Raw genomic sequence first — 21,329 nt, forward strand, 5'->3', positions numbered from 1 at the left:
GGGCGGCGGGGGCGAATCCGTCTCGTCCTTCAGCGCCACCCCCGTCAGCCCCAGCTCCCGCGCCCGCCCCATCAGCGACGCCAGTTTCGACGCCGCCGTCTCATAACCCAGCCCCAGCGGCGGCCTGATGTTGGACAGGCAGTTGCGGTCCGCGTCCGTGGTCGTGCCCGGGCGCGGGGCGTACGTGAGATACGCGCCCAGGGAATCCGCCGCCGACATCCCGGGCCGCTCCCCGATCAGGACGACCACCATCGCCGCACCCATCGCATGGGCCACGTCATCGCCGAGGGCAACCCTCGCCTGTTCGGCCAGGATCACCGGGGCCACCCGCAGCCCCGGGGGCAACAGTGCCGTCGTCGCCCGCACCATCGGCGCCGCGTGCTCGTGCACCGCCCGGCTGGACAGCCCGTCGGCCACGACGAACACCACATCCCAGTCACCGCCGGGCAGGTGAGCGCGGTCGACGTCGTCGAGACGGCGCCCCAGGTCGGGGCGCTGAAGGTACGTGAGCCGGTCGCCGGCGGCACTGCGTACCCGTACCGTCGGCTCTCCCGTCAGCGCCGCCGCGACCACCCCCGGATCGAACGGCGAGTGCACCGCGTCCCGGGCTGCGGCATGCGCGGCCTGCAACTCCAGGCGGTGCCGGGTGGGCAGCGCCGAGCCCGCGCGGCCGAGGCCGATCCTGGCCTGCGTGTGCCGCCGTAGCGCCGCCCATATGGTCAAGTCATCGGCCACAACAGTCAGTTGACGTTCCGTCATGCCGCCAGTTCCTTTCCGATCGCCGTCAGCGGATGTGCCGTACCGGAGACGTCCCGGATCGCTCCCCGTTCGTCCAGCAGGCCGATGCCGTCCAGCCATGCCTCGAACTCCGGGGCCGGGCGCAGCCCGAGGACCTCGCGGAGGTACAACGCGTCGTGGTACGAGGCGGACTGGTAGTTGAGCATGATGTCGTCGCCGCCCGGCGTGCAGATCACGAAGGACGCGCCCGCGACCCCGAGCATGGTGAGCATCGTCGCCACGTCGTCGTCATCGGCGTCCGCGTGGTTCGTGTAGCAGATGTCGAGGCCCATGGGCAGGCCGAGCAGCTTGCCGCAGAAGTGGTCCTCCAGGGCGGCGCGCAGGATCTGGCGGCCGTCGTAGAGGTACTCGGGGCCGATGAAGCCGACCACGGTGTTCACGAGCAGCGGGTCGTAGCGCCGGGCCACCGCGTAGGCCCGCGCCTCCACCGTCTGCTGGTCCACCCCGTGATGCGCGTCGGCGGACAGCGCGCTGCCCTGCCCGGTCTCGAAGTACAGGGCGTTGCTCCCGACCGTCCCCCGGTTCAGCTCCCCCGCCGCCGCGTGCGCCTCGTCCAGCAGGCCCAGGGTCACCCCGAACGAGGCGTTCGCGGCCTGCGTACCCGCGATGGACTGGAAGACCAGATCGACCGGGGCTCCGCGCTCCATCAGGTCCACGCTCGTCGTGACATGGCAGAGCACACAGGACTGGGTCGGGATCGCGTACCGCTGGATGACTCCGTCCAACAACTCCAGCAGATCCCTCACCGCCTTCGGGCTGTCCGTCGCCGGGTTGATGCCGATGACCGCGTCGCCCGAACCCATCAGGAGACCGTCCAGCAGCGCCGCCGCCACTCCCGCCGGGTCGTCGGTCGGGTGGTTGGGCTGGAGGCGGGTGGCCAGCCGTCCCGGCAGCCCGATCGTCGACCGGAACGCGGTCACGACCCGCACCTTGCGCGCCACGGCGACCAGATCGGCGTTCCCCATCAGCTTGGACACCGCCGCCACCATCTCCGGCGTCAGCCCCGGCGACACGGCGGCCAGCGCCTGCGCGTCAGCCGCCTCCGACAGCAGCCACTCCCGGAATCCGCCCACCGTCAGCGCGGCCACCGGCGCGAAAGCCGCCGGATCGTGGGTGTCGATGATCAGCCGGGTCACGTCGTCGTCCTCGTACGGGATCACCGGCTCGGCGAGGAACCGGGCCAGCGGCACCTCCGCCAGCGCCCAGCGCGCCGCGACCCGTTGTTGCGCGGAGTCCGCGGCGAGGCCGGCCAGCCGGTCGCCGGAGCGCTCGGGGCTCGCGGCGGCGAGCAGGCGCGCGAGGGAGTCGAAGCGGTAGCGGTGGCCGCCGAGGGAGGAGGAGTACGTGCTCATGGCGACGACCGTACGAGCCACGTGTTGCCGCCAGATTTCTAAAGGTCTGGTTGACAAACATTTAACGCCCCGACACCCTTGACCGACTCATTCGGGCTACAGAGTTCCACCCCACCGGCAGCACAACCAGGAAGGGGCCACCCGATGGCAGTGGACGAGGGCGTAGCCCCGGCAGAAGGTACGAGTACGGGGGCAAGTCCCGGCGACGACAGCACCGTTCACCGGCTGAAGCCGAATGCGATCGGGTTGCTGGGCGTGGTCTTCATGGCCGTCGCCACCGCCGCCCCGATCACCGCGATGACGGGCAACGTGCCCTTCATGGTGTCCTCCGGGAACGGCATCGGCGCCCCCGCGAGCTATCTGGTCGCAATGGTCGTCCTGGCAATCTTTGCCGTCGGCTTCACCTCGATGGCGAAGCACATCACGTCCACGGGCGCCTTCTACGGCTTCATCTCGTACGGCCTCGGCCGCACGGTCGGCCTCGCCTCCGGGCTGCTCGCCACTTTCGCGTACATGGTCTTCGAGCCTGCCCTGATCGGCATCTTCTCCACCTTCGCCACCGAGACCGTGAAGGACCAGACGGGCGTCAGCGTCCCCTGGTGGGTGTTCGCGATCGTCATGCTCGCGATCAACGCCACGGGTACGTGGTTCGGGGTCTCGGTGGCCGAGAAACTGCTGGTCGTCCTCCTCGGCACCGAGGTGACGATCCTCGCCGCGATGGCCATCTCGGTCGCCCTGCACGGCGGCGGCCCGAACGGCTTCACCTTCGGCCCGGTCAACCCGGTCAACGCCTTCCAGGGCACCAGCGCCGGCCTCGGCCTCTTCTTCGCCTTCTGGTCCTGGGTCGGCTTCGAGTCGACGGCGATGTACGGCGAGGAGTCCCGCGACCCGAAGAAGATCATCCCCAAGGCGACGATGATCAGCGTCCTGGGCGTCGGCGTCTTCTACGTCTTCGTCTCCTGGATGGCCATCACGGGCAACGGCGAGGCGGCGGCGGTCAAGGCGGCCTCCTCCTCGAACCCCCTCGCCCTGTTCTTCGACCCGACCGAGCAGTACGTCGGCCACTGGGCCGTCGTCGTCATGCAGTGGCTGATGATCACCGGCTCGCTGGCCTGCGGCATGGCCTTCCACAACTGCGCCGCCCGCTACATGTACGCCCTGGGCCGCGAAGGCGTACTCCCCTCCCTCAAGCGCACCATCGGCCGCACCCACGCCTCCCACGGCTCCCCGCACATCGCCGGCCTGGTCCAGACGATCATCAGCGCCCTGCTGCTGCTCGGCTTCTGGGCCGCGCACAAGGACCCGTACAGCGGTACGTACGTCCTGCTGGCCATCCTCGGCACGATGGCGATCCTCGTCGTCCAGGCCGTCTGCTCCTTCGCGGTCCTGGCCTACTTCCGCAAGAACCACCCGGAGAGCCGCCACTGGTTCCGGACGTTCACGGCCCCGCTCATCGGCGGCGTCGCGATGCTCGCGGTGGTGGTGCTGCTGGTGTCCAACATGGGCGTCGCGGCGGGCACGGAGTCGGGCTCACTGGTCCTCAGGTCGACGCCGTGGATCGTCGCCCTGATCGCGGCGGGCGGCATCGGCTACGCGACCTACCTCAAGCACCGGGCTCCCGAGCGGTACGCGCTGCTGGGCCGGACGGTGCTGGAGGAGACGAAGGAGCGGTAACGCTCCGCTGAGGGCGCGGTCGAAGGACCGCCGTCGGGGGACTGTCGTCGGGGAACTGCGGGCCGGCTGTGGCCGGTCGCGCAGTTCCCCGCGCCCCTTCGGGGGCGCGTTGTTGCCAGCCCTGGCCGAAGGTCCTGGCCCGCTCCTCGCGCCAGCGGTCCATGAGCTTGGTGAGCTCGCCCTCCAGGTACTCGAAGAAGGCGAGCGTCTCGGCGAGGCGCTGCCCGCCGGGGCTCTCCGCACCGAGGCTGTCGACGCCCACGCGCAGGGTCTGTCCCCAGCGCTTGAGGACGGCGTCGCGGTTCGTCAGCGCCTCGTACCACTGGTCGCTGTGGACCCGGTACCGCTCACGCCGCGAGCCGGGTTCGCGCTCCCGCGAGACCATGTGCACCTGGGACAGGTAACGCACCGCGCCGGACACGGCGGCCGGACTGACCTGGAGCTGCTCGCCGAGTTCGGCCGAGGTCAGGGCGCCCGCGTCGGAGGCGAGCAGCGCGGCGAAGACGCGGGCGGCCATGCGCTGCATCCCCGCGTCGACGAGTTGGGCGGCGAAGCCCTCGACGAACCGGGACACCGCCTCGGGGTCCCGCCCCGCCGCACTCTCGCCCGCACCAGGTTCCGTCACCCCCAAAGTCTAACCGTCATTCATACACTTCCTTAACTTCACAAATTTCTGAAGTAAGCGTACGTTCGGAAACATGACGAAGGCCAGCCCCGCCATCGAGGTGTCCGGACTCCACAAGTCGTTCGGCAGGACCCACGCCCTGGACGGTCTCGACCTGACCGTGGAGACCGGCGAGGTGCACGGCTTCCTCGGCCCCAACGGCTCCGGCAAGTCCACGACCATCCGCGTCCTGCTCGGCCTGCTGCACGCCGACTCGGGCACCGCGCGGATCCTGGGCCGGGACCCGTGGGCGGACGCGGTCGAGGCGCACCGCCGGATCGCCTACGTCCCCGGTGACGTCACCCTGTGGCGCAACCTCTCCGGCGGCGAGGTCATCGACCTGTACGGCCGGCTGCGCGGCGGCCTCGACCCGGCGCGCCGCGCCGGCCTGATCGAACGGTTCGAGCTGGACCCGACCAAGAAGGGCCGGACCTACTCGAAGGGCAACCGCCAGAAGGTGGCGCTCGTGGCGGCGTTCGCCTCCGACGTCGACCTGCTCATCCTCGACGAACCGACCTCGGGCCTCGACCCGTTGATGGAGGAAGTCTTCCAGGCTTGCGTGGAGGAGGCCCGGGACAGGGGCCGTACGGTTCTGCTCTCCTCCCACATCCTCAGCGAGGTCGAGGAGTTGTGCGACCGGGTCAGCATCATCCGCAAGGGCCGGACCGTCGAGAGCGGCTCCCTCGCCGACCTGCGCCATCTCACCAGGACAAGCATCACGGCGGAACTGGCGGGCACACCGAACGGGTTGGCCCATCTGCCGGGCGTCCACGACCTCGACGTACAGGGTCGGCGGGTCCAACTCCAGGTCGACACCGACAAGTTGGACGCGGTGCTGCGCTCGCTCACCGAGTCGGGCGTCCGCTCGCTGAGGTCGACGCCGCCGACGCTGGAGGAGCTGTTCCTGCGCCACTACCAGGACGAGCAGACCGGGGAGGCGCTGCCGCGATGACCGCGACAACGACCGCATCCTCCGTCGTACGGTCCGGAGGCGCACGTCAGCTGGCAGGCACCGGGACCCTGTTGAGGTTCAACCTGCGGCGTGACCGGGTGATGATCCCGGTGTGGGTCGCGGTGACGGCCCTCCTGGTCCTCTCCCTCCCGGGCTCCCTGGAGAGCGTGTACTCCACCCCCGCCGAACGCGCGGACATCGCGCGCCAGTTGTTCACGAACAGCTCGCTGCGGGCTACGTACGGGCCGGTGTTCAGCGACTCGATCGGCGGCCTGACCGCCTGGCGCATCGGCGGTTACGCGGCGATCCTCGCCGGCATCATGAGCCTGTTCGTCGTCGTACGGCACACCCGTGACGAGGAGGAGAGCGGACGCCAGGAACTGATCTCCTCCGCGATGGTGGGCCGCCGTGCCCCGCTGACGGCGGCCCTGCTCACCGCCCTGGTCGCCGACACCGTCCTCGCGCTGCTGATCGCGGGCGGCCTGGCCGGCCGGGGCGCGTCGGGTGCGCTGGCACTGGGCCTGGGCATCGGGGGTGTGGGAGCGGTGTTCGCCACCCTCACGGCGATCGTCGCGCAGTTCACGGAGAGCGCACGGCTGGCGAAGGGCCTGACGGGCGGTCTGCTCGGTCTGGCGTTCGTGCTGCGCGCGGCGGGCGACTCCGCGACGACCGACGGTTCGTCACCGCTCACCTGGGTCTCGCCGATCGGCTGGCTGGAGAACGTCCGGCCGTTCGCGGACGAACGGTGGTGGGTGCTGGGCCTGTTCGTGGGCGCGACCGCGCTACAGGGCTGGCTGGCCTACGAGTTGGCGGGCCGCCGGGACGTCGGCATGGGTTTCCTCCCGACCCGGCCGGGACCGGCGACAGGGCGCCTGGGCACGGCGGGCGCACTGGCCTGGCGGCTGCAACGGGGCACTGTCCTCGGCTGGAGCATCGGGTTCTTCGCGGCCGGGGTCGCCTTCGGCGGGCTGACGAAGGGCGCGGCGGACCTGGTCGGCGACAACGCCAGAACCCGGGAGATCATCGAGCGGATGGGCGGCCAGTCGGGCATCGAGAACGCGTTCCTCGCCACGATGGCCGGCATGTTCGGCATGGTGGCGGCGCTGTACGTCGTCTCGTCGGTACTCCGGCTGCACGCCGAGGAGACGTCACAACGGGCCGAGCCGATCCTCGCCAACGCGGTGGGACGCCTGCGCTGGGTCGGCGGCCACCTGGCGATCGCCTTCGGCGGCGCGGTCCTGATCCTGTTGCTGAGCGGCCTGGGCCTGGCACTCGGCTACGGCGACGACCTCGGCCCGGTACTGGCGGCGAGCCTGGTGCAGGTCCCGGCGGTGTGGGTGCTGGGCGGACTGGCGGTCCTCCTGTACGGGCTGTCGCCCCAACTGGCCGTCGGAGCCTGGGGAGTTGCCGGGTTCGCGCTGCTGGTGGGATGGATCGGCCCGGCACTGGACGTACCACAGGGGGTGCTGGACCTCTCCCCGTTCGGCCACCTGCCGAAGCTACCGGGCGGGAACCTGACCTGGGGGCCCGTACTGGCCCTGACCGGGGTCGCGGCGGCACTGGTGACCGCAGGGCTGGCGGGGATCCGGCGCCGGGACATGGCAACGTAGAACAGCGACCGCCACCACCCCTGAAGCAGTTCTCGTGCACCGAGCCGAGGGAACCCCCACCCCCGCAGACGCGTCCCTCCCAGACATGGGACAACGCGCACAGGCCACCGCGGGATGTCTGACCGTCGCCCTCGGGGTGGGCGCCGGCCTCACGGTGTGGACCGTCAGGGCGCAGGGCCGGGTCCGCCGCTTCGAGCAGGAACCCGTCTGGAGCGTCTTCTACGCCGAACTCCCGCTGCTGTTCCTCGCCGGCACCGCCACCGGGCTCGTGGCCTGGGCAGTCGCACGGGGCCTCGGTGCCCGGTTCAGAGCTCGACGCTCAGGCCCTCAAGCCCCCTGATCACGAAGTTCGGCTTTCGGGTCGGTTCCGTAGCCAGGCGGAGACCCGGTGCCCCCTCCAGCAGCGCGCCCATCGATGCCGCCAGCTCGATGCGGGCCAGCGGGGCGCCGATGCAGTAGTGGATGCCCGCGCTGAAGGAGATGTGCGGGTTCTCCGTGCGGGTCAGGTCCAGGGAGGCGGGGGCGGTGAACACCTCCGGGTCGTGGTTGGCGGAGCCGAAGAGGAGGGCCACCTCGCTGCCTCTCGGGATGACCGTGCCGTCGATCTCGATGTCGTCCAGTACCCAGCGTTCGAAGAGCTGGAGCGGGGTGTCGTAGCGCATCAGCTCCTCCACGGCGGAGGGGATCAGGGAGGGGTCCGCGCGCAGCGCCGCAAGCTGGGACGGGTTGCGGAACAGCGCCCACCAGCCGTTCACCGTCGCGTTGACCGTCGCCTCGTGGCCCGCGTTGAGCAGGAGCACGCACGTCGAGATCATTTCCTGTTCCGTCAGGCGGTCGCCCTCGTCGTACGCGGCGATCAGGCCCGAGATCAGGTCCTCGCCGGGCTTCTCACGGCGGGCCGCGATCAGGTCCCGCAGGTACTCGGTGAACTCCTCGGACGCCCGTACCGCCTTCGCCGCCGTCTCCTCGGAGGGGCTCAGCTCGTACATGCCGCAGATGTCCGCCGACCAGGGGCGCAGCGGCGCCCGGTCGCTCTCCGGGATGCCCAGCATCTCCGCGATCACCGCGACCGGCAGCGGCTCCGCCACGTCCGTCAGCAGGTCGCCGCCGCCCGCCTTCACCAGCGCCGACACCAGGTCGCCCGCCAGCTGCTCCACGTACGGCTTCAGGCCCTCCACCGTGCGCGGGGTGAACGCCTTCGACACCAGGCGGCGGATGCGTGTGTGGTCCGGCGGCTCCAGGTCCAGCATGCCGTGGTCGTTGAGGGTGTGGAACGGCTCGTGTTCCGGCGGAGGTGCCGTGCGGCCGAAGTCCTCGTGGGTGAAGCGGTGTTGGTACGTGCGGCCGAGGCGGCGGTCGCGCAGCAGCGCCGAGACGTCCGCGTGGTGCGGGACCAGCCACTGGTTCGTGGGTTCGTAGTACACGACCCGGCCCCGGGCCCGCAGTTCGGCGTACGCGGGGTACGGGTCCGCGACGAACGCCGGGTCCCAGGGGTCGAAAGCGAGGTCAAAAGCAGCTGCCATGCACGGACGCTAGCCCGAGCCACCCCCATCTGACCAGGGACGTCCCACCGTACGGCGTCGCGGACCGCCGGCGGGCGGAGTTCGGCTCCCCGTCGGCGAACCTTCTCCCGTGGACTCTTGACCCGCCCGGTGATCCCCGGCTTAGGGTGGCCGCCCCGAACAGGAGTACCCACCCATGAGCAGCCTGTACGTGCGGGAGATCACGCGGGAGGAGCATCTGGCCCACCTGCGGCTGTCTCCCGAGGCGAGCCATCTCCAGATCCCCGAGTGGGGCGGCGTGAAGCCCGACTGGCTGCCGGAGAGCGTCGGCTGGTTCGAGGACGAGGCGATGCCCGTGGGCGGGGCGATGGTCGCGGCGGCGCTCGTCCTGTACCGGCCGCTCCCCGGGACACGGCGCTATCTCGCGTACCTTCCCGACGGGCCCGCGATCGACTGGCGTGCCCCGCGTCTGGAACGCTGGCTGGACCCGCTCGTCGCCCACCTGGAGCGGATCGGGGCGTTCTCGGTACGGATAGGGCCGCCCCTCGTCGTACGTCACTGGGACGCGGCCACCGTCACGGCGGGCCTCGCCGACCCCGGCGTACGGCATCTGCACGATCTTCCCGCGGCGGAGATCGACGGCCGGGCCCTCGACGCCGGGGAGCGGCTGCGGCGGCTCGGATGGCGGCCGTGCGCGGAGGACGACGGCAGCGGTTTCGGCCTCGGCCAGCCGCGCTACGGCTGCCGCATCCCGCTGGCCGGGCGCACGGTGGACGACCTGCGCGAGGCCCTCGCCCCGCACTGGGAACAGTCGTTGGTCACGTCCGAGCGGGCGGGCGTCCGGGTCCTGTGGGGCTCGGACGCCGACCTGCCCGACTTCCACCGTCTGTACACCGCGACCGCCGCCCACGACGGCTTCAAGGCACGCCCGCCGGACTACTTCCGGCGCATGTGGCGGGCCCTGAACGAGGAGGACCACGACCGGCTCCGCCTCTACCTCGCCGAGTGCGACAGCCAGGTGCTCTCCGGCGCCCTCATGATCAGCGTCGGCTCCCGGGTCTGGCACTCGTACGCCGCGTCCGGCCGTCTGGGACGTGAACTGCGGCCCAGCAGCGCCCTGTTGTGGCGCATGCTGTGTGACGCGCGAGCGGCGGGCGCCGAGACGTACGACCTGCGGTCCATCACCCCCGCCCTCACCGAGGACCGCCTCCTCGGCCGGCTCCGCTTCAAGACGGGCGCCGGCGGCCGGCCCGTCGAGTACCTCGGGGAGTGGGAACTCCCGGTGGGCAGCCAGGGCCGGATGCTGCAGCGGGCGCTGCGCGTCTACCTCGGGCGCAGATGACCCCGCCGAGGAGGCCACCGCACCTCACCCCGGTGTCACCAGTCGTGCCTCGTACGCGAACACCGCCGCCTGCGTACGGTCCCGCAGGCCAAGTTTCACCAGGATGCGGCTGACGTGCGTCTTGATCGTCGACTCGGCGACCACCAGCCGCCCGGCGATCTCCACGTTCGACAGCCCCTGCGCGATCAGCACGAGTACCTCGGTCTCCCGGTCGGTCAGCTCGCCGTACGCCGCCTGCGCGCCCGGCAGGTAGCGGGGCGCGTCGGCGAGTTTCGAGAACTCCGTGATCAGGCGCCGGGTGACCGAGGGGGCGAGCAGCGCCTCGCCGGCGGCCACCACCCTTACCCCGTCCGCCAGTTGGCGTGCCGAGGCGTCCTTCAGCAGGAAGCCCGAGGCGCCCGCCCGCAGCGCCTGGTACACGTACTCGTCGAGGTCGAACGTCGTCAGCACCAGGATCTTCGCCGTGGCGTCCGCCGCGACGATCTCCCGGGTCGCCTCGATACCGTTCAGTTCGGGCATCCGGATGTCCATCAGGACGACGTCCGGGGCGAGTTCGCGTACCCGGTCCACCGCCTCGCGGCCGTTGACCGCCTCGCCGACGACCTCGATGTCCGGCATCGCGTTCAGCAGCACGGAGAAACCCTCACGGACCATCATCTGGTCGTCCACGACCAGCACGCGGATCGTACGGGCGGGGCTCATGCTCCCTCTCCGTCCTCATCCGTGGTGTTCGCCACCGGGACCACCGGGAGGAAGACCGTGACCTCGTAGCCCCCGTCGGGGGTCGGGACCGTCGTCAGCGCGCCGTTCAGCATGGCGACGCGTTCGCGCATCCCCGTGAGGCCATGGCCGGCGCCCTCGGTCGGCGTCTGCTTCACGAACGACACCTCTGCGGCGGGGCCGTTGACGATCCGAAGGCCCAACCCGCCCAACACGTAACCGATTTCGACCCGCGCGCTCGCGCCGGGCGCGTGCCGGAGCGTGTTGCTCAGCGCCTCCTGCACGATCCGGTACGCCGACAGCTCGACGCCCTGCGGGAGTTCACGTACCGCGCCCGTCACCGTCTTGTCGACGGCGAGGCCCGCCTCGCGCACGTTCGTGAGGAGCGCGTCGAGTTCGGCCAGGGTGGGCTGCGGGGCGTCGGGAGCCTCGTAGTCCTCCGCCCGTACGACGCCCAGGACGCGGCGCAGTTCGGTGAGCGCGGCCACGGCGTTCTCGCGGATCGTCGCGAAGGCCCTGGTCAGTTCCTCGGGCGGGTTCTCCACCCGGTAGGGCGCCGCCTCCGCCTGGATGGCGACGACCGACATGTGGTGCGCGACGACGTCGTGCAGCTCGCGGGCGATGGTGGTGCGCTCCTCCAGCAGGGTGCGCTTGGACCGCTCGTGCGCGGTCACCGTCTGCTGGGCGGTCACCTCCTGCTCGGCGGCCCGGCGCACCAGCAGCACGGTCACCACGAGCAGTGACAGCGCGGAGAGGAAGAGGAAGGGCACGACGTTGCTGGTGAAGTAGTAGCCGTCGAAGAGGGCGTCGTGGGACGCGTCGGCGGCCATGCCGTACGCCACCGTCAGCACCCACATCCAGGCGGCCGTACGCGGTCGGGTCCGGGCGGCCACGACCGTCATCACCACCAGGTGGGCGACGAAACTCGCAGGCATGAAGGGCCAGTCGCCGCTGTATGACGGGCCGAGCGCGGCGACGATCGGGATCGACACCAGGGAGAACCAGAAGGCGCCGGCCGGCCGGACCAGCGTCAGCAGGATCGGTCCCAGCGAGAAGAGGGTCATCGCCAGCGCCGTGCCCGAGTTCCCGCCGTTGTCGGCGAAGGACACGAACATGGCCAGCAGCCCGGCCGCGCCCACCAGGGCGTGCGGCGCCCAGACCGCGTACGGGCGCAGCCGCCGGGGCAGCACCCGGGCGATCCGGGTGGGCTTGTTCCTCGGGGCCAGCGGGCGGTAGGCGAAGGCGCCCTCGAAGAGGTCCGCGCGCAGCCCCGCCAGCGCGTCCATGGCCAGCCGGAACTCGGGGCTGCGCGACAGACCGCCGCCGTCCGCCGACTTCTGCTCGGGGTTCGTGTGCATGTAGGTCGTCTCAGTCACATACAGGACGGTAGGCGGCGGGCGGGCCGTGGTCGTCAGCAGTGAGGGGGGTTCTCCGCCGTCCGTCTCAGGTACTACGAACGCCCGCGCTCCTCCTCCCTCTGCCCCTGACGGGGCTCACCAGGCCAGCTGGGCGATCTCCTCCGCCACCACCGCGCACGCGTCCGCCACCGGGTCGATCAGCGGGAAGTGACCGACGTCCGCCAGCAGCGTCACACCGACCACCTCACCGGCCTTCGCCGCCGCGTCCGCGTACGACTCGGCGACGATCTCCGGTACGACCGTGTCGGCGCGCCCCTGTACGAGGGTGGTCGCGATGCCGGTGGGGAGCAGCAGTGCCGGGTCGGCGTAGGGCTGACGCTCGGCGAACTCCGCTTCCCCACCCAGGAGTTGACGTACGGCGCCGGAGCAGACGTCCAGCTTCGCGGCGACGGCGAAGTCCGCGATCGGGGCGAGGGCGACGACGCCGCGCAGCGGGGCGGGGCGGGCCAGGAACCAGGGCGCGTCGGCGGGGAGGAGGTGCCGTGCGGCGACCCACAGGGCCAGGTGCCCACCCGCCGAGTGCCCGGTGACGACCGTGCGGCGCGGGTCGGCCTGCGGGAGGTGGGCCGCCGCGAGCGCGGGCAGGGCGTCCAGCGCCGCCGCCATGTCGTCGAAGGTGTCGGGCCAGCGCCCGGCGACGGTGGGGTCGTCCGTGCCCCGCCGGTACTCCACGTTGGCCACGGCGAACCCGCGCCGGGCCAGGAACCCGGCGAACGGCGTGATGTGCCGACGGTCGTACGGCGCCCGCCAGGCACCCCCGTGCACCACGACGACCAGCGGCGCGCTCCTGTCGTCCGGCAGGGACCGGGGGCCCTGCGGGGCGTAGAAGTCGATCACCTGGTCTGGGTGGTCGCCGTACACGGCGGTGGCGTCGGGGTCGACGGGCGGGTGCGAGAAGGCCGACTCCTCTTCCGCGGCGTCGCGCTCCCGTGCTACGGCATCGTCCGGCATGCTCCAACCTCTCAGCGACGTAAAGGATTTGGCGGACCTGGAGATGAACCGGCCGTCGCCGGGGACGCTATCAGCCCCGTGACATGCGCCGACACGCGGAAGTCACGGGGCTGTGCGTCCCGAGGGAAGAGACGGGGAGAGGAGAGCCGGGAGCAGGGAACAGAACTCAGCCGGCGACGACCTCGCCCAGCACCCGGGCCGCCCGCTCCACGTCCGCGAACCCGACGTACAGCGGCGTGAACCCGAACCGCAACACGTCCGGCCGCCGAAAGTCGCCGACGACGCCCCGCTCGACGAGCCGCGCCATCACCGCCCCCGCGTCGGAGCACCGCAGCGCGATCTGACTCCCGCGCTCGGCATGCGGGTCCGGCGTCACCGACTCGACGCGCCCCTCGGGGACGTACTCGTCGACGCACTCCAGGAAGAAGTCGGTCAGGGCGAGGGACTTGGCCCGTACGGCGTCGATGTCGACCCCCTCCCACACCTCCAGCGCCGACTCCAGCGCGAGCATCGAGAGGATGTCCGGCGTCCCGACGCGCCCCCGTGTCGCACCCGGGGCGGGGGCGTACTCGGGCCGCATACCGAAGGGGTCGGCGTGTGAGGTCCAGCCGGGCAGGGGCGAGTCGAACCGCTCCTGGTGTGCCTGGTTCACGTACAGATAGGCGGGCGAACCGGGGCCGCCGTTCAGGTACTTGTACGTGCACCCCACGGCGAGATCCACCCCGTGTTCGTCCAGCCCGACCGGCAGGGCGCCCGCGCTGTGGCACAGGTCCCAGACGGCCAGGGCGCCGGACGCGTGGATCGCGGCCGTGAGGGCGGGCAGGTCGTGCAGCCGGCCGGTGCGGTAGTCGACGTGGTTGAGCAGCACAGCGGCGGTACGCTCGCTCAACTCCCCTCCCACGGCGCCCGGTTCGAGCGCGCGCAGGCTGCAGCCGGTCATCCGGGCGGCGGACTCGGCGATGTAACCGTCGGTCGGGAAGGTGTTGGCGTCGACGAGAATCTCGTCACGACCACTGCCCTCGCCACCCCCCGCCAGCCGTACGGCACCCACAAGTGCCTTGAAAACATTGACACTTGTCGAGTCACCGACGACGACCTGTCCGGCCGCCGCACCCACCAGCGGAGCGATACGGTCACCGATCCGCTCGGGCGCGGTCCACCATCCGCTCTCGTCCCAGGACCGGATGCGCAGCTCGCCCCACTCTCGGCGCACGACGTCGTCGAGCCGGCCGGGGACGGACGCGGGCAGCGCGCCGAGCGAGTTCCCGTCCAGGTAGGTGACGCCGTAGTCGAGCACGAACTTCTCGCGCACCTTGGCGAGTTCGTCACGCGAGTCCAGCCTCGCGGCGACCTCGGTCTTCGAGGGCAGCAGCTCAGACATGGGACCTCGCCGTCCACAGCTCGGGGAACACGTTCTTCTGCGCCCGCTTCTCCAGCCAGGCCACCCCGGCGGAGCCGCCGGTACCGGCCTTGGCGCCCATCGCGCGCCGGGTGGCGACGAGATGGTCGTTGCGCCAGCGCCACACCAGCTCGGCGACGTTCGTCAACGCCTCGCCGAGACGGGCGAGTTCGGCCTCGGGGTCACCGGAGTAGAGGGCGGTCCAGGCGGCCTCGACCTCGGCCGAGGGCTCGTACCGCTGGGACACGTCCCGGGACAGGACGGCGTCCGGGACGGTGTACCCGCGCCGGTCGAGCAGCCTCAACACCTCGTCGTACAGGCTCGGTTCGTGCAGCGCCTTCTCCAACTCGGCGTACACACGGGGAGCGGCGCGGTGCGGGACGAGCATCGACGCGGACTTGTCGCCGAGCAGGAACTCCATCCGCCGGTACATCGCGGACTGGAACCCCGAGCCCTCACCGAGGGCGGCGCGGTACGAGTTGAACTGGGCGGGGGTGAGCTGGGCGAGGGGACGCCACGAGGCGTTGAGGGCGTCCAGCTCACGTACGGAGCGCTTGAGGGCGGCGACGGCGGTGGGCACGTCGTCGCTGCGCAGCGCCTTCGCGGCGGTTTCCCACTCGTGCACGATGACCGTGAACCACAACTCCATGACCTGGGTCGTCACCAGGAAGACCATCTCTCCGGGGTCGTCGGAGAGGGTGTGCTGGAGGTGGGTGAGGACGTCGGCCTGCACGTAGTCCTCGTACGGGGTGGTACCGGCGAAGTCGAGATGCGGGGTCTCGGGCTCCGAAGCCTCGGGGGGCTGGGCCTGGAGGGACATCGCTGTCTCCTGTAGTACTCAGGGTAGCGGTCCGCCCCTGCCGAATTCCGACACGGGGGCCCCGGTCCCCGGGGCATTCAACACAATCGTGCCCCTAATACGCAAGGCCCGCCTGTTCACCATCACAGACGGGCCTCGCGCTACAGACAGGTGACTTGACGGACAGCTGACTACTGGCCGAGCGTCTGGGCCGCGGCCGGGGAGGAGTCCTTGAGGAACTGGGTGCAGCGCTCGTACTCCTCCTGCTCGCCGATGGAACCGGCGGCGCGGGCGAGGGCGTGCAGGGCGCGCAGGAAGCCACGGTTCGGCTCGTGCTCCCACGGCACCGGGCCGTGCCCCTTCCAGCCGGCGCGGCGCAGGGAGTCGAGGCCGCGGTGGTAGCCGGTACGGGCGTAGGCGTACGACTCCACGACGCTGCCACGCTCGAACGCGTCGTCGGCGAGCTGCGCCCAGGCGAGGGAGGAGGTGGGGTACTTCGCGGCGACATCGGCGGGGGCGGTGCCGTTCGCGAGAAGCTCGCGGGGCTCGGGGTAGTCGGGAAGATGGGTGGGGGGCGGACCGCCGAGCAGGTTTTCGTGAAGGCTCATGGGTTCCAGTCTGGGGTATCGGACGACGATTCCCCTCCGGGACCGGACCTGCCGGGCACAGCAGCCCGTCGTTGTGGGTCAGAAAATTCCAGCTCAGCCCCAACTCATCGACCGGCGAACGTAAATGACTCCGGAACTACTATGAGTTGCAACGGGACGAAAGCGGGACCACACTGGAAACGCGTCGAACTGTCCACGCAAATGGAGTGAGTGCAGGCGCAAGCGAGATATTCGGGAGCATTCATGAGCACCGAACAAAAGAAAGCACTCCAATGCAAGGTTACCGCCGACAACTTCACCGCTACGGCGACCATGCACAGTGGTAGCAGGCGTCGGGTCACCGTCAGAGGGTCGCTCACCTGCCCGACTGAAGGATTCAAACTCAGCCTGGAAACCGACAACCCCGGAACCCCTGGGGACCCTCACGTGCTTGTCCTCAAGGTAGTCGAGAAAGAGCCGAACGGGGTTTCGCTACCTGTTTTGACTGAGACCGAAGTATCTGGCTACTTCCCGGTCACGCCGGAGGTGGAGGCCGTTGAAATCAGAACTCTGCACATCACTGTGCCAGTCAAAAACGGATAGTGCGGGTTGAGACGTTCCCGGGTCCACGCCAGCGGCCGGAGCACGGAACCAACCGGCCCCCGCGAACACCCGCGCCGTCAGCGCGAAGGGGGCCTGGAGGCACAGCCCCCAGAGGCCGGTCACCCTCACCCTCCCCCACACTCACCCCCCGGCCCGCCCGGCGCCTGAGGACAAGGCCCTTCAGGCCGAAGGGGGCCCGGAGACACAGCCCCCAGGGGACGGTCACCCTCCCCGAACCCACCCCCGGCCCGCACCTCCAGCCCGTCCGGCACCTGAGGACGAGGCCCTTCAGGCCGAAAGGGGCCCGGAGGCACAACCCCCAAACGCCAGTCACCCTCCCCACACCCCCCCCCGGCCCGCACCTCCAGCCCGTCCGGCACCTGAGGACGAGGCCCTTCAGGCCGAAAGGGGCCCGGAGGCACAACCCCCAAACGCCAGTCACCCTCCCCACACCCCCCCCGGCCCGCACCTCCAGCCCGTCCGGCACCTGAGGACGAGGCCCTTCAGGCCGAAAGGGGCCCGGAGGCACAACCCCCAAACGCCAGTCACCCTCCCCACACCCCCCCCGGCCCGCACCTCCAGCCCGTCCGGCACCTGAGGATGAGGCCCCCTTCAGGCCGAAGGGGGGCCTGGGGGCACAGCCCCCAGGGGACGGTCACCCTCGTCCTCCTCCACCGTGCCCACCCCCTCAAGCGGCGGAGCCGTGACGCAGCCGTGCGTCCGGCACTCCGGCGCCGCGCACCCCGCCCCCGGCCTCCGCACCGTCACGAACGCCAGCACCGACCCCACCACGAGAATCCCCGCACACACGACCATCGCCCGCCCGAACGCCTCGTCGAACAGCGCCCCCGACCGGTAGGCCTCCGCACCCATCCCCGTGACCAGCGGCAACGCCGCCACCGCCACGAGCCCCGCCGCCCGCGCCGCCGCGTTGTTGACCCCGCTCGCCAGCCCCGCCCGCTCCGTCCCCACCGACGCCAGCACGCTCGACGTGAGCGGCGCGACCAGCGTCACCATGCCCAGCCCGAGCACCAGCACGGCGGGCAGCACATCAGCGACGTACGACGCCTCGGCACCCACCCGCAGCATCAGCAGCATGCCCGCCGCACACAGCAGCGGCCCGACGGTCAGCGGCACTCGCGGCCCGATCCGCTCCGCCAGTTCGCCCGAGCGTGCCGACAGCAGCAGCATCAGGGCGGTCGTCGGCAGCAGCGCCGTACCGGCGCCCAGGGCCGAGTAGCCGGCCACCACCTGGAGCTGGAGCGCGGAGAGGAAGAAGAACCCGCCGAAGGCCGCGTACACGCACAGGGTGACCAGGTTGACGGCCGTGAACTGGCGCGAGGCGAAGATGTCGAGCGGCATCATCGCGTCCTGGGCGCGCCGCCGCTCGACGGACACGAAGGCCACGCCCAGCGCGACCCCGGCCACCGCCGCGAGGACGACGACCACGGAGCCGGACCTGGCCTCGATCAGCGCGTACGTCACCAGGGCGAGCGCCAGGGCCCCCAGGACCGCGCCGAGGACGTCGAAGCGCCCGTGCCGCGTACGGCCGTCGCCGGACTCGGGGACATGGCGCAGGGCGATGGGCGCGCAGAGCAGCGCGACCGGGACGTTGATCAGGAAGACCCACCGCCACCCCGGGCCGTCCACCAGCCAGCCGCCCAGGAACGGCCCGACGGCCGCGCCGATGCCCCCGAAGCCGGACCACAGCCCGACCGCCCGCCCCCGGTCGTCGGGGTGGAAGGAGGCCTGGATGAGGGCGAGGGAGCCCGGGGTGAGGAGCGCGCCGCCGATGCCCTGCAACGCACGGGCGGCGACCAGGACCCCGGCGTTCGGGGCGATCCCGCACAGCAGCGAGGCGACGGCGAACCACACCACCCCGATCACGAAGACCTTGCGTCGGCCGTACCGGTCGCCGAGCGAACCGCCCAGCAGGATCAGCCCGGCCAGCGTCAGCATGTACGCGTTGACCGTCCACTGGAGGGCGGCCAGATCGGCGTCGAGGTCGCGGCCGATGCGTGGCAGCGCGACGTTCACGACGGTCGAGTCCAGCAGGGCCATGCTGGAGCCGAGGACGGTGGTGAGGAGGATCCACCTGCCCTGGGGTGAGGAGAGCCGCACGTCGGACATGCCTCAGGTATACAGCGAGCCCGGCGCCGTAGACAGGCGCCGAGCTCGCGGAACCACCGAAAGAACCGGTGGGCTACTCGACCTTCGTCACTACTTGATCTTGGTGCCGGCCGACCGCAGGTCCTGTGTGGCCACGACGACACGCGCGGCCATGCTCGCCTCGGCCAGCTTGCCCCACGTACGCGGGTCGTAGGTCGACTTGGAGCCGACCTCGCCGTCGACCTTCAGGACACCGTCGTAGTTGCGGAACATGTGGTCCGCGACGGGACGCGTGAAGGCGTACTGCGTGTCCGTGTCGAGGTTCATCTTCACGACGCCGTTCTCCAGCGCGGTGGCGATCTCCTCCGCCGAGGAGCCGGAGCCGCCGTGGAAGACGAAGTCGAACGGCTGGGAGCCGGCCGGCCTGCCGTACTTGGCGGCGACGCCCTCGTTCAGCTCCTTGAGGAGGTCGGGGCGCAGGACGACGTTGCCCGGCTTGTACACGCCGTGGACGTTGCCGAAGGACGCGGCCAGCAGGTAGCGCCCCTTCTCGCCGAGACCGAGAGCCTCGACGGTACGCAGGGCGTCGTCGACCGTCGTGTAGAGGGAGTCGTTGATCTCGTGCGAGACACCGTCCTCCTCGCCACCGGTCGGCGTGATCTCGACCTCGAGGATGATCTTCGCGGCGGCGGCGCGGGCCAGCAGCTCCTGCGCGATGGAGAGGTTGTCGGCGAGGGTCTCCGCCGACCCGTCCCACATGTGGGACTGGAACAGCGGGTTGCGGCCGGCCTTCACGCGCTCCTCGGAGACGGCGATCAGCGGACGTACGTACCCGTCGAGCTTGTCCTTCGGGCAGTGGTCGGTGTGCAGGGCGACCGTGACCGGGTACTTCTCGGCGACGATGTGCGCGAACTCGGCCAGGGCCACGGACCCCGTGACCATCTCCTTGCTGAACTGACCGCCGAGGAACTCCGCACCACCCGTCGAGATCTGGATGATGCCGTCGCTCTCCGCCTCCGCGAAGCCGCGCAGCGCAGCGTGCAGGGTCTGGGTCGAGGTCACGTTGATGGCCGGGTAGGCGAACTTGCCTGCCTTTGCCCGGTCGAGCATCTCGCTGTAGACCTCAGGGGTTGCGATGGGCATGTGTCCGCTCCTCGTGATGTGCGTGCGGGTTGGCGATCTGAAGAGATCCGGCGTACTGCGCGTACCTACGGCCCTGACCTAGACCTGGCTGCGAGACCTGGGAAGCGACGTCATCGTCGCCCCCATCTTTCCAGACGTTTCGCCCGGTACTGAGTCCGGTGTTCGACAGGTGGACGCCGGGGGTCCGTCATACGGTCCGGCCGGTACTCAGTCCAGACCCAGGTCGCTCTTCGAGTACGCGAAGAGATACGGCACCCCGGCGCCCTGCTCGATCTTCTCGGCGGCGCCCGTCGCCCGGTCGACGATGGTCGCGACGCCCACGACCTCGGCGCCGGCCTCGCGCACGGCCGCCACGGCGGTGAGCGGCGAGTCACCGGTCGTGGACGTGTCCTCGACGACCAGCACGCGCCGCCCCTCGATGCTCGGCCCCTCGACGCGCTTCTGCATCCCGTGCGCCTTCGCCGCCTTGCGCACGACGAACGCGTCGAGGCGCTGCCCGCGAGCCGCGGCGGCGTGCATCATGGCCGTGCCGACCGGGTCGGCGCCCATGGTCAGCCCGCCGACGGCGTCGAACTCCAGCCCCGCCTCCGCCGCCAGGTCGAGCAGCACCTGCCCGACCAGCGGCGCGGCCTGGCCGTCGAGGGTGACGAGGCGGAGGTCGATGTAGTAGTCGGCCTCGATCCCCGACGACAGGGTCACCTTGCCGTGCACGACGGCCTTGTCCTTGATCTGCCGCAGCAGCGCGCCACGTACGTCTACGTCACTCATGCCCGCCAGCCTAGACGGGACGGTCAGAGGGCTCGCCAGGTCCAGGTGGTACTGGCTTCGAGCGGCTCGATGGGTGTGACGAGACGCGGCAGGGTGTTGAGCCCGTTGGGCGGGCCGGTCTGCGGTTCCACGCACACGGCGGCGTCCTGCTCGTCGTACACGACGACCCATTCCTGGGGGCTGGTCACCTTCAGTTCGAGCCGCTGCGGCCAGGTGAGGGTGACGTCGACGCCGCCGGGCATGCCGAAGCAGTCGTCCCAGGGTCCGGGCTTCGGGTCGATCCGCTTCCCGGTCGGCAGATGGTCGTCGCCGCGCTCCTCCTGCCAGGCTGGAGAGAAGGCGACCTGCACCTCCGCCGGTGCGTCCGCGCCGCCGAGGTTCCGGTTGAACCAGGGGTGCCAGCCGATCTGCGCCGGGAAGGAATCGCCGTACGTCTCCACGGACATGGTGAGCGTCAGCGCGTCCGGCGTCAGCGCGAAGACCTGCGTGACCCGCCCCGGGTAGGGCCACGGCTCCACGAGGTCGTACGTGATGACGGCCTCGTCGGCGGTGGTGTGCGCGACACGCCAGGCACTGTCACGGACGGTGCCGTGGATGGCGTGCGGCGGGGAGTTGAGGGGGAGTTGGCGTACGGTGCCGCCGTCGAGGAACCGCCCGTCGCGGGTGCGCCCGCACCAGGGGACCATCGGGAAGCACCCGAACTTGGCGCCCTGCCGCAGCAGTTCGACTCCCCCGACCCGCAACCCTCCGACCCGCCCGCCGTTCCCCGGCTGCACGGTCACCTCCGCGTCACCCGCGGCCAGCGTGATCTCATCGTCACTCACGCGAAGACCCTACCGGTCGAGCACCTCCGGCATCTCTCCAGCACCGGCCCGCATTTCCAGCCCGTCCGGCGTTTGAGGACAAGGCCCGTTCAGGGCCGGAGGGGGGTCTGGGGG

19 protein-coding genes and 1 pseudogene are annotated in these 21,329 nt (G+C 70.9%); 6 read left to right on the top strand and 14 right to left on the bottom strand.

Annotation, left to right across the window (positions count from 1 at the left end):
- Together eutC and STRTUCAR8_RS12560 are read right to left on the bottom strand one after the other, a co-directional pair.
- Positions 1 to 759 (bottom strand): ethanolamine ammonia-lyase subunit EutC (gene eutC / locus STRTUCAR8_RS12555; protein ID WP_044472085.1); only part of this gene is annotated, 759 nt, incomplete at its 3' end.
- Positions 756 to 2,150 carry an ethanolamine ammonia-lyase subunit EutB gene (locus STRTUCAR8_RS12560; RefSeq protein WP_044472086.1) on the bottom strand — a complete coding sequence of 465 codons (1,395 nt, stop codon included), beginning with the start codon at positions 2,148 to 2,150 and terminating at the stop codon, positions 756 to 758. The genes STRTUCAR8_RS12560 and eutC, both read right to left, overlap by 4 nt.
- Before the next feature lie 144 nt (positions 2,151 to 2,294).
- On the opposite strand from STRTUCAR8_RS12560, the gene STRTUCAR8_RS12565 reads away from it, so the two are divergent.
- On the top strand, positions 2,295 to 3,824 hold the full coding sequence (locus STRTUCAR8_RS12565; RefSeq protein WP_006376071.1) for an APC family permease: 1,530 nt from the start codon (positions 2,295 to 2,297) through the stop codon (positions 3,822 to 3,824).
- Between the two features lie 121 nt (positions 3,825 to 3,945).
- Here STRTUCAR8_RS12565 and STRTUCAR8_RS12570 read toward each other — a convergent pair.
- A pseudogene (locus STRTUCAR8_RS12570) lies at positions 3,946 to 4,449 on the bottom strand (GbsR/MarR family transcriptional regulator); the annotation flags it as partial.
- A 73-nt stretch (positions 4,450 to 4,522) separates the two neighbouring features.
- On the opposite strand from STRTUCAR8_RS12570, the gene STRTUCAR8_RS12575 reads away from it, so the two are divergent.
- From STRTUCAR8_RS12575 to STRTUCAR8_RS12585, 3 genes are all read left to right on the top strand, one after another.
- On the top strand, positions 4,523 to 5,440 hold the full coding sequence (locus STRTUCAR8_RS12575) for an ABC transporter ATP-binding protein (RefSeq protein ID WP_006376064.1): 918 nt from the start codon (positions 4,523 to 4,525) through the stop codon (positions 5,438 to 5,440).
- A complete protein-coding gene (locus STRTUCAR8_RS12580; RefSeq protein ID WP_006376067.1) occupies positions 5,437 to 7,050 on the top strand; it encodes an ABC transporter permease in 1,614 nt (537 codons plus the stop codon). The genes STRTUCAR8_RS12575 and STRTUCAR8_RS12580 overlap by 4 nt, the downstream gene beginning before the upstream one ends.
- Before the next feature lie 85 nt (positions 7,051 to 7,135).
- On the top strand, positions 7,136 to 7,390 hold the full coding sequence (locus STRTUCAR8_RS12585) for a hypothetical protein (RefSeq protein WP_044472087.1): 255 nt from the start codon (positions 7,136 to 7,138) through the stop codon (positions 7,388 to 7,390).
- Here the strand turns inward: STRTUCAR8_RS12585 and STRTUCAR8_RS12590 are convergent.
- Positions 7,356 to 8,573 carry a cytochrome P450 gene (locus tag STRTUCAR8_RS12590; protein ID WP_006376070.1) on the bottom strand — a complete coding sequence of 406 codons (1,218 nt, stop codon included), beginning with the start codon at positions 8,571 to 8,573 and terminating at the stop codon, positions 7,356 to 7,358. The two genes, STRTUCAR8_RS12585 and STRTUCAR8_RS12590, sit on opposite strands and share 35 nt — an antisense overlap.
- A gap of 175 nt (positions 8,574 to 8,748) precedes the next feature.
- On the opposite strand from STRTUCAR8_RS12590, the gene STRTUCAR8_RS12595 reads away from it, so the two are divergent.
- Complete coding sequence (locus tag STRTUCAR8_RS12595; protein WP_006376076.1) at positions 8,749 to 9,894, top strand: lipid II:glycine glycyltransferase FemX; 1,146 nt, start codon at positions 8,749 to 8,751, stop codon at positions 9,892 to 9,894.
- 24 nt (positions 9,895 to 9,918) lie between these two features.
- Here STRTUCAR8_RS12595 and STRTUCAR8_RS12600 read toward each other — a convergent pair whose 3' ends face one another.
- The 6 genes from STRTUCAR8_RS12600 to STRTUCAR8_RS12625 all read right to left on the bottom strand — a co-directional run bounded on the left by STRTUCAR8_RS12600 (position 9,919) and on the right by STRTUCAR8_RS12625 (position 15,789).
- Positions 9,919 to 10,596, bottom strand: coding sequence for a response regulator (locus STRTUCAR8_RS12600; protein WP_006376061.1), 678 nt, complete (start codon positions 10,594 to 10,596; stop codon positions 9,919 to 9,921).
- On the bottom strand, positions 10,593 to 11,990 hold the full coding sequence (locus STRTUCAR8_RS12605) for a sensor histidine kinase (RefSeq protein WP_078507181.1): 1,398 nt from the start codon (positions 11,988 to 11,990) through the stop codon (positions 10,593 to 10,595). Before STRTUCAR8_RS12605 ends, STRTUCAR8_RS12600 begins: the two co-directional genes overlap by 4 nt.
- A 117-nt stretch (positions 11,991 to 12,107) precedes the next feature.
- A complete protein-coding gene (locus tag STRTUCAR8_RS12610; RefSeq protein ID WP_006376075.1) occupies positions 12,108 to 12,983 on the bottom strand; it encodes an alpha/beta hydrolase in 876 nt (291 codons plus the stop codon).
- 166 nt (positions 12,984 to 13,149) lie between these two features.
- The gene (gene kynU / locus STRTUCAR8_RS12615; protein WP_006376062.1) at positions 13,150 to 14,364 is read right to left on the bottom strand and encodes a kynureninase; all 1,215 of its coding nucleotides are present in this window, start codon (positions 14,362 to 14,364) and stop codon (positions 13,150 to 13,152) included.
- The gene (locus STRTUCAR8_RS12620) at positions 14,357 to 15,202 is read right to left on the bottom strand and encodes a tryptophan 2,3-dioxygenase family protein (RefSeq protein ID WP_006376077.1); all 846 of its coding nucleotides are present in this window, start codon (positions 15,200 to 15,202) and stop codon (positions 14,357 to 14,359) included. The genes kynU and STRTUCAR8_RS12620 overlap by 8 nt, the downstream gene beginning before the upstream one ends.
- Before the next feature lie 170 nt (positions 15,203 to 15,372).
- Positions 15,373 to 15,789, bottom strand: coding sequence for a DUF3151 domain-containing protein (locus STRTUCAR8_RS12625; protein ID WP_006376073.1), 417 nt, complete (start codon positions 15,787 to 15,789; stop codon positions 15,373 to 15,375).
- Positions 15,790 to 16,032: 243 nt separating this feature from the next.
- On the opposite strand from STRTUCAR8_RS12625, the gene STRTUCAR8_RS52450 reads away from it, so the two are divergent.
- Entirely contained in the window at positions 16,033 to 16,371 is a 339-nt protein-coding gene (locus tag STRTUCAR8_RS52450; protein ID WP_143666723.1) for a hypothetical protein, read from the top strand.
- A gap of 612 nt (positions 16,372 to 16,983) precedes the next feature.
- Here the strand turns inward: STRTUCAR8_RS52450 and STRTUCAR8_RS12630 are convergent.
- From STRTUCAR8_RS12630 to STRTUCAR8_RS12645, 4 genes are all read right to left on the bottom strand, one after another.
- On the bottom strand, positions 16,984 to 18,501 hold the full coding sequence (locus STRTUCAR8_RS12630) for an MFS transporter (protein WP_006376060.1): 1,518 nt from the start codon (positions 18,499 to 18,501) through the stop codon (positions 16,984 to 16,986).
- Positions 18,502 to 18,591: 90 nt separating this feature from the next.
- Positions 18,592 to 19,641: a class II fructose-bisphosphate aldolase gene (fbaA, locus tag STRTUCAR8_RS12635; protein ID WP_267889055.1), complete on the bottom strand. Its 1,050-nt coding sequence runs from the start codon at positions 19,639 to 19,641 to the stop codon at positions 18,592 to 18,594.
- 189 nt (positions 19,642 to 19,830) lie between these two features.
- Positions 19,831 to 20,391 (bottom strand): orotate phosphoribosyltransferase, encoded by a 561-nt coding sequence (gene pyrE / locus STRTUCAR8_RS12640; protein WP_006376066.1) that lies wholly within the window; start codon positions 20,389 to 20,391, stop codon positions 19,831 to 19,833.
- A 23-nt stretch (positions 20,392 to 20,414) separates the two neighbouring features.
- Complete coding sequence (locus tag STRTUCAR8_RS12645) at positions 20,415 to 21,215, bottom strand: aldose epimerase family protein (protein ID WP_006376063.1); 801 nt, start codon at positions 21,213 to 21,215, stop codon at positions 20,415 to 20,417.
- Positions 21,216 to 21,329 lie beyond the last annotated feature (114 nt).

This window comes from Streptomyces turgidiscabies Car8 (assembly GCF_000331005.1).
GTDB classification, from domain to species: domain Bacteria; phylum Actinomycetota; class Actinomycetes; order Streptomycetales; family Streptomycetaceae; genus Streptomyces; species Streptomyces turgidiscabies.